The following is a 10,808-nucleotide window of genomic DNA, read 5'->3' as shown; positions in this document are numbered from 1 at the left end:
GTCCAACCTTCGGGGGGCATACCAGAGCATGGGAACGAAATGACCCGAAAGACTATCGTGCCCATGCTCTGCGTGGGCATGCTGGTCTGGACGCTCCGCGTCCGATCCTCGATGTGCGGTCTGCCGAAAGCCAAAAACTAGACAATCCGCTGTTCCCGCAACCGCTTGTATAGCGTGTTGCGGCTTACCCCCAAACGTTTTGCCAGCTGTGAAATATTTCCGCCAGCCGCTTGAAACAGTTGGCTCAGGTCTTCTGTCGTGTGAAGGCGCACAGTGGATTCCTGAGTTTTCACCGGCTCTCGGCAGTCCTCATCCATGCCCATATCCAGCAGAAAATCCTCCGGCAGGTGCTCGGTACTGATCGGCTGTTCATCTGCCAAAGCAAGCGCCACCTGAATCACGCTGTTGAGCTGACGAATGTTGCCCGGCCACGGGTGATGTTCGAATAGCTCGAGAACCTCTCTGGAAAACCCTGCCCGTTGATGAGCGTCGCGATGCCGCTCCCAGATACGCTGGATGAGTGCATGTTTGTCGGTGCGTTCGCGCAGTGCCGGGAGTTCGATGCTCAAGCCGCTGATTCGATAATAAAGGTCCTGGCGAAAGTGCCCCGTCTGAACCTGATCGCGCAGGCTGCGATTGGTGGCTGAAATCAGGCGTATGTCTACCGGATATAATTCACTGCTGCCCAACGGCTGAACGCAGCGCTCTTGAAGCACACGCAGCAATCGCGCCTGTACCGGCAGGGGCATGTCACCGACTTCATCCAGAAACAGCGTGCCTTTGTCGGCTTTGCGAATCAGGCCAATGCTGCCTTTTTGACTGGCACCGGTGAACGCCCCCCTTTCATAGCCAAATAGCTCGGCCTCGACCAGTTCGGCCGGGATAGCCGCGCAGTTGACAGCGATCAGCGGCTGAGTGGCGCGGGTACTGGCTTGATGCAGGGCTTTGACAAACACTTCCTTGCCGACCCCGGTTTCCCCGTGGATCAGCAGCGGGATGTCTTTTTCCAGCAGCCGCTGCGCCTGATTCACGGCTTTCTCGATTTTTGCATCACCCAGGCTGATCGCCTCCAGATCCAGGCTCCGCGGCGCGACAGGTGCCTGAGCCGGTTGGACGCTGTGCAGCTTCAGCGGCTTGCGGGTCGGACGCTTGAGCAGACATTGAAAGCGATTGTTGCCAAACGCGTGCAGCGCAAACGGCCGCGCTTCTGTCTCGCTGAGCAGTTGCAGGATCGGGCATTTGAACAACGTTTCAATACTGGCACCGGACGGCGTCGTCCCCAACAAATTGTCAGCGCGTCGATTGGCGCAAAGGATCTGGCCGCTTTCGTCAAAAATCAGCAGGCCTGCCCATTGGCTGTCGAGATTGTTCAGGCCCGTATTGAATATCAACTGATAGTGGGAGTCGCGGAACTGATCGAGGATCAGTCGGTTTTCCACCGACTGGCTCATCATCTTGACCATACCCAGGGTATGCGAGGGGGGCAGGAAACTGTCACTGGATACATCCAGCACGGCAATGATGCGCCGATCGGCATCGAAGATCGGTGAAGCTGAACCGGTCATGAAGCGATTCGCCTTGAGGAAGTGCTCGTCCGGTTCAATGTGAATGGCCTGCTCACAGGCCAGTGCTGTGCCGATGGCATTGGTGCCGGTGCCCCGTTCGCTCCAGCTGGCGCCAGCCATGAAGCCCTGTGCCTGAGAAGACTCGACGAAGCGTTGCGCGCCCCAGGATTTGAGCAACTGGCCTTGAGGGTCGGCCAGCAGAATCAGGCAATTGGAGTTGCTTAGAATGTTTTCATAAACCGGCAGGACTTCCTGATGGGTGGTCTGCACCAGCCCGTGATGGCGCTCCAGCAGCCTGGAAACCTCAGCGTTCGGCAGTTGGCCGAATGAAGGGCGCGTCTGATGGCTGAGACCGAAATCCCGGCAGCGCCTCCATGAATCCTGAATGATGATGTCGTGAACGAGCGAAGCGCTGGATTGAGACATGAGGATGCCTGCGAATATGACGTGTTGTTTTTGTTTTTAGGTCCCGTCGGCGTGACCATCCTTGCCCGCAACGTCCGTCCAGTGTCGTTCAGTTTTGTTCAAAGTCAATGTTCATTTTGTTCAAGTGTTCAGTGTTTACTGTTCATTATTGTTCAGCTGTGAAAGCGCTTTCGCCCCATGAATACGGGGGAAGGCTCTGTTTCGGGGCTCTCAAGCAGTCTGGCCGAGCTGGCACGAATGTCGCTATCTGCAAATAGTCACGCATTCACCCTTAAGAAAAAAACAACAAAGGGCACGCCATGTCTCTCACGCTGGAGCACGTCAGTCGCGCGGTCGATGGTCAGGTCTGGATCGACGACGCTTCCCTGAGCTTTGAGCCAGGATCTTTCAACGTTCTGCTGGGGCGAACCCTGTCCGGCAAAACCAGCCTGATGCGCCTGATGGCCGGGCTGGACAAGCCTGACAGCGGGCGGGTGCTGATGAACGGGGTCGATGTTACAAATCGACCGGTTCGTCTGCGCAACGTCTCGATGGTTTATCAGCAGTTCATCAATTACCCAAGCATGACGGTGTTCGAAAACATCGCCTCGCCGCTGCGCCAGGCCGGTCTGTCCAAGGACGTGATCCACAGCCGTGTGCAGGAAACGGCGAAGATGCTGCGCATCGAAAAATTCCTGCAACGCCACCCGCTCGAATTGTCCGGTGGGCAGCAGCAGCGCACCGCGATGGCCAGGGCGCTGGTCAAGGACGCCGAGTTGATCCTGTTCGACGAGCCTTTGGTCAACCTTGATTACAAGCTGCAAGCTGCGTGAAGAGCTGCGTCAGGAAATGCGCGAGCTGTTTGCAGCCCGCCATACCATTGCCATCTATGCCACTACCGAGCCCAATGAAGCGCTGGCGCTGGGTGGCACCACCACCATCCTGCATGAAGGGCGGGTGGTGCAGAGCGGCAAGACTCCCGAGGTCTATCACCGGCCGAGCACGGTATTGGCGGCCGAGCTGTTCTCTGAACCGCCGATCAATCTGATGCCGGGCCGTATAGACGGCAATGAAGTCAGCTTCGCCAACTTTGTGCATTTCCCGCTCAACGTCGACCTGCGGGCCGTCGGTGATGGTGAATACCGCTTTGGTGTGCGTCCCAGCCATTTGAGCCTTGTGCCTTCCAACGATGATGATCTGGAGCTGGCGGTCACCGTCGAGCTGGCGGAGATCAGCGGCTCGGAAACCTTTCTGCATGTGCGCAACGAGCTGTTTTCACTGGTTTTGCACCTGCCGGGCGTGCATGCCTACGACGTTGACGCATCGATTCGGGAGTACATCCCGACTCACAAATTATTTGTATTCGATCAGCAGGGCGGCCTGATTCAGGCGCCGGGCCTGCGCATGGCGAGGGTTGCCTGATGGCCGAGATCCGTTTGCAGAACCTGGCGCACAGTTACAGCGCCAAGCCTGGTCCTGACGACTATGCAATTCGCGAGATGAGTCACATCTGGGAGCAGGGCGGTGCTTACGCGCTGCTCGGGCCTTCCGGGTGTGGCAAGTCAACCCTGCTCAACATCATTTCCGGTCTGCTCAGTCCGTCGCAGGGCCAAGTGCTGTTCGACTCGAAAGTAGTCAATGAGCTGCCCCCGGAGCGTCGCAACATCGCTCAGGTTTTCCAGTTTCCAGTGATCTACGACACCATGACGGTGTTCGATAACCTGGCCTTTCCGTTGCGCAATCAGGGCCTGGACGAGGCGCGGATTCTCATCAAGGTCAACGAAATTGCCGATGTCCTGGACCTGCAGCCGCTGCTGAAAAAGAAAGCGCGCAACCTCAGCGCGGACGAAAAGCAGAAAGTCTCCATGGGTCGCGGGTTGGTGCGCGATGACGTGTCGGCGATCCTCTTCGACGAACCGCTGACCGTGATCGACCCGCACCTGAAATGGAAACTGCGCCGCAAGCTCAAGCAGATCCACGAGCAATTCAATATCACTATGGTCTACGTCACCCACGATCAACTGGAGGCGTCGACCTTCGCTGACAAGATTGCGGTGATGTATGGCGGACAGATCGTCCAGTTCGGCACACCGCGGGAGCTGTTTGAAAAGCCGTCCCACACCTTTGTCGGCTATTTCATCGGCAGCCCTGGCATGAACCTGATTGACGTCACGCCTCAACCGGGCGGTGTCGGTTTTGCCGACATTCATCTGCCGCTGCCTGAGTCGTTGCAGCAAAAGCTTGCCAGCACACCGTGGAAAAGTCTGAAAGTGGGCATTCGTCCAGAGTTCGTGCATGTCTGGGACGGGCCTTACGACGATGCGATGTGCGCCGACGTGACCTATGTGGAAGACCTCGGTACCTACAAGATCATTACCCTGAAACTGGCCGGGCAACTGCTCAAGGTTCGTTTGCAGGAAGACAAACCGGTGCCGCATGGCCAGGCCTGGATCAGCTTTCCAGGGCAATGGCTGATGCTCTATGCCGACGATTACCTGCTTGAAGCCGGCCCGGCCAGTGAGGTGTCCCATGCGTAAGGTGCAGAACAACAAAGCCTGGTGGCTGGTGATGCCGGTGTTTCTGCTGGTGGCATTCAGCGCGATTATCCCGATGATGACTGTGGTCAACTACTCGGTGCAGGACATCTTCGACCAGTCCAGCCGCTATTTTGTTGGTACTGACTGGTTCCGTCAGGTCTTGCAGGACCCACGTCTGCACGATTCGCTGCTGCGCCAGTTCATTTACTCGGGTTGTGTACTGCTGATCGAGATCCCGCTGGGTATCGCGATTGCCCTGACCATGCCCACCAAAGGCCGCTGGTCTTCGCTGTGCCTGATTGTGATGACCATTCCGTTGCTGATTCCGTGGAACGTGGTCGGTACCATCTGGCAGATCTTCGGCCGTGGCGATATCGGCTTGCTGGGTTACACGTTGAACAACGTGCTTGGCATCAACTACAACTACGCCGCCAATGCTTCGGATGCCTGGGTGACAGTGCTGGTCATCGACGTCTGGCACTGGACTTCGCTGGTGGCTTTGCTGTGCTATTCAGGGTTGCGCGCCATCCCGGATGTCTACTATCAGGCGGCGCGGATTGATCGTGCCTCCGGCTGGGCCATCTTCCGGCATATCCAGCTGCCGAAGATGAAAAGCGTGCTATTGATCGCGGTGATGCTGCGCTTCATGGACAGCTTCATGATCTACACCGAGCCGTTCGTGCTCACCGGTGGCGGTCCTGGCAACTCCACTACGTTCCTCAGTCAGACCCTGACCACCATGGCGCTCGGGCAGTTCGACCTGGGGCCTGCGGCGGCGTTCTCGCTAGTGTATTTCCTGATCATTCTGTTGGTGTCATGGGTGTTCTACACCGCCATGACTCACAGCGAAAAGAATTGAGGGGCTGGTCATGAGTCTGCGCAAAATCATACCGCTATGGATTTACCTGTTGTTTCTGCTGGTGCCGATCTACTGGCTGATCAACATGTCGTTCAAGACCAATACCGAGATCCTCGGTGGCCTGACCCTGTGGCCGCAGGACTTTACCCTGGCCAACTACAAGGTGATTTTCACCGACGAAAGCTGGTACAGCGGTTATCTGAACTCGCTGTACTACGTGTGCCTCAATACCGTGATATCGCTGAGCGTTGCGCTTCCGGCAGCCTACGCGTTCTCTCGCTATCGTTTTCTCGGCGACAAGCACCTGTTCTTCTGACTGCTGACCAATCGCATGGCACCACCGGCCGTGTTCCTGCTGCCGTTTTTCCAGCTCTACTCGTCCATTGGCCTGTTTGACACGCACATCGCCGTTGCACTGGCGCATTGCTTGTTCAACGTTCCGCTGGCGGTATGGATTCTGGAGGGCTTCATGTCCGGCGTTCCCAAGGAGATTGACGAAACGGCCTACATCGACGGTTATAGCTTTCCGAAGTTTTTCGTGAAGATTTTCATTCCGTTGATTGGCTCGGGTATCGGTGTTACCGCGTTTTTCTGCTTCATGTTCTCCTGGGTCGAGCTGTTGCTGGCGCGCACCCTGACATCGGTCAATGCCAAACCGATTGCTGCGGTAATGACCCGTACAGTCTCGGCGTCGGGTATTGATTGGGGCGTGCTGGCGGCGGCGGGGGTGTTGACTATCCTGCCGGGTATGCTGGTGATCTGGTTCGTTCGCAACCATGTGGTCAAGGGCTTTGCTCTTGGTCGTGTCTGAGGAGTCGAAAAAATGGAGTGGATGTCCTGGACACTGCCCACTGCGGCCTTTTTCATCAGCATCGCATTGCTTCTGGCGGGGATGACCGTATGGGAGTTGCGCTCGGCAAGTATCGAGCGCCGTGGTTTTCTGCCGATTGCCACCACGCGTGGCGACCGTTTGTTCATTGGGCTTCTGGGTAGCGCTTACCTGCATTTGCTGGTGATCGGCGCGACCGACTGGAGTGTCTGGATCGCTTCAGGGGCCTCCCTGGTGTGGCTGTTGGTGGTGATGCGTTGGGGTTAGAGGGCGGCCGGGCGCGATTGCCGGGGTGATCCGGTCGGCGATATTCGAAAAGCGGGACTACATAAAAGCAACATTGGAGATGACTATGTTCAATAAGAAAAACAAGCTGCAACATAGCGTGACGCTGGCGACCATGATGATGCTCAGCGGGTTGAGTGTTTCGGCGTGGGCAGATCAGTACGAAGATGCGGCGAAGAAGTGGGCGGCCAGTGAATTCAAGCCGAGTACGCTTTCCGATGCAGAACAGTTGAAAGAGCTGGAGTGGTTCATCAAGGCCGCCGAGCCGTTCCGTGGCATGGACATCAAGGTGGTATCGGAAACCCTGACTACCCACGAGTACGAATCGAAAACCCTGGCCAAGGCCTTCACTGAAATCACTGGTATCAAAGTCACCCATGACCTGCTGCAAGAGGGTGATGTGATCGAAAAACTGCAGACCGCCATGCAGTCGGACAAAAGTATCTACGACGGCTGGGTCAACGACTCGGACCTGATCGGGACACACTTCCGCTACGGCAAGGCACTGTCGCTGACCGACCTGATGGCCAGTCCGGAAGGCAGCAAGGTCACCTCGCCGACTCTGGACCTGAAAGACTTCATCGGCACCTCGTTCACCACCGCGCCGGACGGCAAGCTTTACCAGCTGCCTGATCAGCAATTCGCCAACCTGTACTGGTTCCGTGCCGACTGGTTCGAACGTCCCGACCTGAAAAAGAAGTTCAAAGACAAGTACGGCTATGAGCTGGGCGTCCCGGTCAACTGGTCGGCCTACGAAGACATTGCCAAATTCTTCAGCGAAGACGTCAAGGAGATCGACGGCAAGAAAGTCTTCGGGCACATGGATTACGGCAAGAAGGACCCGTCGCTGGGCTGGCGCTTCACCGATGCCTGGTTCTCCATGGCTGGCAGCGGCGACAAGGGCTTGCCTAACGGTCTGCCTGTGGACGAGTGGGGCATCCGCGTCGAGGATTGCCACCCGGTCGGCTCCAGCATTACCCGCGGTGGCGACACCAACGGGCCGGCAGCGGTGTTCGCGACTCAGAAATACATCGACTGGCTGAAAGCCTACGCACCGCCTGAAGCTGCGGGCATGACCTTTTCGGAGTCCGGTCCGGTTCCGTCGCAGGGTAACGTCGCGCAACAGATCTTCTGGTACACCGCCTTTACTGCCGACATGACCAAGCCCGGCCTGCCAGTCATGAACGCCGATGGCACGCCGAAATGGCGCATGGCCCCGTCACCCAAAGGGCCGTACTGGAAAGAAGGCATGAAGCTCGGTTACCAGGACGTGGGCTCATGGACCTTCCTGAAGTCTTCCGACGAGAAGAAGCGCCTGGCGGCCTGGTTGTATGCGCAGTTCGTGACCTCGAAAAGTGTTTCGCTGAAGAAGACCATTGTCGGTCTGACGCCGATTCGCGAGTCGGATATCAATTCCAAGGAGATGACCGCTCTGGCGCCCAAGCTGGGAGGTCTGGTGGAGTTCTATCGCAGCCCGGCCCGCGTTCAATGGTCGCCTACCGGCACCAACGTGCCTGACTATCCGAAGCTGGCACAGCTGTGGTGGAGCCATGTGGCCGAGGCGGTCACTGGCGAGAAGACAGCACAGCAGGCGCTGGACGGTCTGGCCAAGGATCAGGATGCCATCATGACGCGCATCGAACGTTCCAAGGTTCAGGAAGCCAGCAAGTGTGCGCCGAAGATGAACCCCGAAACGTCTGCCGAGGAGTGGTATGCCAAGGCTGAGAACAGCAACGGCAAGTTCCTCGCGCCACAGCGCAAACTGGCCAACGAGAAACCCAAGGGTGAAACCATCGCCTACGCTGACCTGCTGAAAAGCTGGGAGGCTGGCAAGAAGTAAGGTTTTGTCGAGGTAAAAAAACGGCACCTTGAAGGTGCCGTTTTTTATTGCTGCAGGCTGATCAGTCGTGCAGGGTTTCTGCGGCGTACAGCGTGTTTTCCAGCAGGCAGGCGCGGGTCATGGGGCCAACGCCGCCCGGAACCGGAGTGATCCAGCCGGCGCGGGGCAGGGCAGTCTCGTAAACCACGTCGCCCACCAGCTTGCCATCGTCCTGACGGTTGATGCCGACGTCGATGACAATCGCGCCGGGTTTGATCCATTCGCCCTTGACCAGGCCGGGCTTGCCGGCGGCAACCACCACCAGATCGGCGCGACCTACATGGCCTGCCAGATCCTTGGTGAAACGGTGGGTCACGGTGACCGTGCAGCCCGCCAGAAGCAATTCCATGGCCATGGGGCGGCCGACAATGTTCGACGCGCCAACCACCACAGCATCCAGACCGTACAGATCGACTCCAGTGCTTTCCAGCAGTGTAATGATCCCTTTGGGTGTGCACGGTCGCAGCAGGGGAATGCGCTGGGCGAGACGGCCGACGTTATAAGGATGGAAACCGTCCACGTCCTTGTCCGGGCGGATGCGCTCGAGCAGCAGCGATGCGTCCAGATGGGCTGGCAAAGGCAATTGCAGCAGAATGCCGTCGACAGCGGCGTCTTCATTGAGGCGGTCGATCAGATCGGTCAGCGCAACCTGAGTGGTATCAGCGGGCAAGTCATAGGCCTGGGAGATAAAGCCGACTTCCTCGCAGTCCTTGCGCTTGTGAGAGACATAGACCTGAGAGGCAGGGTCGCTGCCGACCAGAATCACCGCGAGGCCCGGCGTACGCAGACCTTGCTGGCTACGTTCGGCGACACGTTTGGCGATCTGCTGGCGCAGGCTGGCGGCGATCGCCTTGCCGTCGATTAGTTTTGCAGTCATGACGCGTGATTAACCATCGAGAGGAAATAAAATGAGCGCGCATTCTCGCATGACATGGCGCGAGGGCAAAGGCGCATGCGTTGGATATTCCGCTAACTCCTTTATCTAGCTGAATTTTTTTCAAAAAAAGGTTGACGACCCCAGGGGCCGTCTATAAGATTCGTCGCACTTGCCGGGCAGAGCCCAGCACTGGTTAAGCTAGCACTGGTTGATTAGGTCAGGCAGAGTTGCAAATCAGCTCGGTGTGATTGAAAGCCTTTTAGTTTGTTATCGCAAGAATACAAATTATATAAGTGCCCGTAGCTCAGCTGGATAGAGCATCCGCCTTCTAAGCGGATGGTCGCAGGTTCGAGTCCTGCCGGGTGCGCCATTTAAGGCAGCTTTGGCACAGCAAGTAAGTTTTATCGTCACGCGCAATATGGTGGGCGTAGCTCAGTTGGTAGAGCACAGGATTGTGACTCCTGCGGTCGTGGGTTCGAACCCCATCGTCCACCCCATATTAAGAAGGGCGCCAGATTCATAGTCTGGCGTCTTTGCTTTAAAAGTCTGAAATGCGGATGTGGTGGAATTGGTAGACACACTGGATTTAGGTTCCAGCGCCGCAAGGTGTGAGAGTTCGAGTCTCTCCGTCCGCACCAGATGTACTTTCCCCGGGTTCCACTGAGAACCGCGAAAGCCAAGAGAAGCCCGCCAAGTGCGGGCTTTTTGTTGTGTTGAGTTTCATGAGTATTTGCCGGTGTCTGGATTTTTTTAGTACGTTAATGAGTACATCCTGAATTGGCTTGCTGGTGATGTACTCATGCTTCCGTTTCACTGATCCGCCGTCTGGCAATCGAAACGCACTGACAAAGGCGGTAGCGCTGGGGCGGGGTATTCGCGAGAGACTAATGAATGCGGCAGCTGCTTGACAGCAGTGGGTCATAAAGCCATCATTTGGCACATTACTTCCTTTGTGCATGCGTAGGAAAGGGGACAAAAAACCGGCCATCGCGTCGGTTTTTTGGTTGGCAAGTCAATAAGGACATCGTAATGCGGGCTGTCACTTTCGTAATTTTTTTTGCTGTAGCGCTTACTGGTTGCTCCGGAATACCTTCAGTGCCCTACGAAGAGCCTGCTCAGTCAGAAGACTTGGCACATGTTCGCGTTATCACGAACTCCAGTGTGTATGGAGATAGCATTATGGGTAGTTGTGCCCCTGCTACCCGCCACAAGATGGCTGATGCTGGACGTTTCGGGCGAGACGGCACGGCGAATATCAACTATCCGCAGTACCCCCTGAAATCGGCGAGCGTTCGCATGCCGAAGCGAGTTGCGCCCACGCTTACTGAATACGTCCCAGCCACCCGGATGGGCGAAGGTGTCTATAAAGAGGTTGTGACCGAGTATCGCGTCAGGACTGATCTCCCGTTTCAAATTGCAACCCTGGGCGCGACGATTGGTGGCAATGGCAGCACTTACTTGTCCTGTGCTGGCCAAGCGGTCGTTTACAAGCTGGAACCAGGGAAGGACTAAGAGGCTTTAGGAATGGTCTGAAGTAGGCCGCTATTTTTAGACTGCTGAGCCATAGCCGCT

General features: G+C 56.8%; 6 protein-coding genes, 3 tRNA genes and 3 pseudogenes. 10 read left to right on the top strand and 2 right to left on the bottom strand.

Features of this window, described 5'->3' with window-relative positions; translation table 11 throughout:
• Positions 1-137: 137 nt before the first annotated feature.
• Positions 138-1,991, bottom strand: a complete 1,854-nt coding sequence (locus AO277_RS07355; protein WP_044319821.1) for a sigma-54-dependent Fis family transcriptional regulator — start codon at positions 1,989-1,991, stop codon at positions 138-140.
• A 299-nt stretch (positions 1,992-2,290) separates the two neighbouring features.
• On the opposite strand from AO277_RS07355, the pseudogene AO277_RS07350 reads away from it, so the two are divergent.
• The 6 genes and pseudogenes from AO277_RS07350 to AO277_RS07325 all read left to right on the top strand — a co-directional run bounded on the left by AO277_RS07350 (position 2,291) and on the right by AO277_RS07325 (position 8,320).
• Positions 2,291-3,392 (top strand): annotated as a pseudogene (locus AO277_RS07350) (ABC transporter ATP-binding protein).
• Entirely contained in the window at positions 3,392-4,507 is a 1,116-nt protein-coding gene (locus tag AO277_RS07345) for an ABC transporter ATP-binding protein (protein WP_005733169.1), read from the top strand. Before AO277_RS07350 ends, AO277_RS07345 begins: the two are co-directional and overlap by 1 nt.
• Positions 4,500-5,366 (top strand): carbohydrate ABC transporter permease, encoded by an 867-nt coding sequence (locus AO277_RS07340; RefSeq protein ID WP_002552729.1) that lies wholly within the window; start codon positions 4,500-4,502, stop codon positions 5,364-5,366. Before AO277_RS07345 ends, AO277_RS07340 begins: the two co-directional genes overlap by 8 nt.
• 10 nt (positions 5,367-5,376) lie before the next feature.
• Positions 5,377-6,177, top strand: a pseudogene (locus AO277_RS07335) (carbohydrate ABC transporter permease).
• A 12-nt stretch (positions 6,178-6,189) separates the two neighbouring features.
• Positions 6,190-6,462 carry a DUF2160 domain-containing protein gene (locus AO277_RS07330; RefSeq protein ID WP_002552730.1) on the top strand — a complete coding sequence of 91 codons (273 nt, stop codon included), beginning with the start codon at positions 6,190-6,192 and terminating at the stop codon, positions 6,460-6,462.
• An 85-nt stretch (positions 6,463-6,547) separates the two neighbouring features.
• Positions 6,548-8,320, top strand: coding sequence for an ABC transporter substrate-binding protein (locus AO277_RS07325; RefSeq protein ID WP_044319823.1), 1,773 nt, complete (start codon positions 6,548-6,550; stop codon positions 8,318-8,320).
• A gap of 61 nt (positions 8,321-8,381) precedes the next feature.
• Here the strand turns inward: AO277_RS07325 and folD are convergent, their stop codons facing one another.
• Positions 8,382-9,236, bottom strand: coding sequence for a bifunctional methylenetetrahydrofolate dehydrogenase/methenyltetrahydrofolate cyclohydrolase FolD (gene folD, locus AO277_RS07320; RefSeq protein WP_002552732.1), 855 nt, complete (start codon positions 9,234-9,236; stop codon positions 8,382-8,384).
• Between the two features lie 293 nt (positions 9,237-9,529).
• Between folD and AO277_RS07315 the strand changes: the two genes are divergently transcribed.
• The 4 genes and pseudogenes from AO277_RS07315 to AO277_RS07300 form a co-directional block, all read left to right on the top strand.
• A tRNA-Arg gene (locus tag AO277_RS07315) sits at positions 9,530-9,606 on the top strand.
• A 51-nt stretch (positions 9,607-9,657) separates the two neighbouring features.
• Positions 9,658-9,733 (top strand) — tRNA-His (locus AO277_RS07310).
• A gap of 56 nt (positions 9,734-9,789) precedes the next feature.
• Positions 9,790-9,874 (top strand) — tRNA-Leu (locus tag AO277_RS07305).
• Between the two features lie 391 nt (positions 9,875-10,265).
• Positions 10,266-10,745 (top strand): annotated as a pseudogene (locus AO277_RS07300) (hypothetical protein); the annotation flags it as partial.
• Between the last annotated feature and the right edge of the window lie 63 nt (positions 10,746-10,808).

The sequence above is a fragment of the Pseudomonas amygdali genome, from assembly GCF_002699855.1.
Classification (GTDB): Bacteria; Pseudomonadota; Gammaproteobacteria; order Pseudomonadales; family Pseudomonadaceae; genus Aquipseudomonas; species Aquipseudomonas amygdali.
This window is presented reverse-complemented; position numbering and strand designations above follow the sequence as displayed.

What these genes read in the sequence shown, in the direction of transcription:
- AO277_RS07355 (WP_044319821.1), bottom strand. Translation starts at nt 1,991, where the DNA reads ATGTCTCAATCCAGCGCTTCGCTCGTTCACGACATCATCATTCAGGAT.
- AO277_RS07325 (WP_044319823.1), top strand. Translation starts at nt 6,548, where the DNA reads ATGTTCAATAAGAAAAACAAGCTGCAACATAGCGTGACGCTGGCGACC.
- AO277_RS07345 (WP_005733169.1), top strand. Translation starts at nt 3,392, where the DNA reads ATGGCCGAGATCCGTTTGCAGAACCTGGCGCACAGTTACAGCGCCAAG.
- AO277_RS07330 (WP_002552730.1), top strand. Translation starts at nt 6,190, where the DNA reads ATGGAGTGGATGTCCTGGACACTGCCCACTGCGGCCTTTTTCATCAGC.
- folD (WP_002552732.1), bottom strand. Translation starts at nt 9,236, where the DNA reads ATGACTGCAAAACTAATCGACGGCAAGGCGATCGCCGCCAGCCTGCGC.
- AO277_RS07340 (WP_002552729.1), top strand. Translation starts at nt 4,500, where the DNA reads ATGCGTAAGGTGCAGAACAACAAAGCCTGGTGGCTGGTGATGCCGGTG.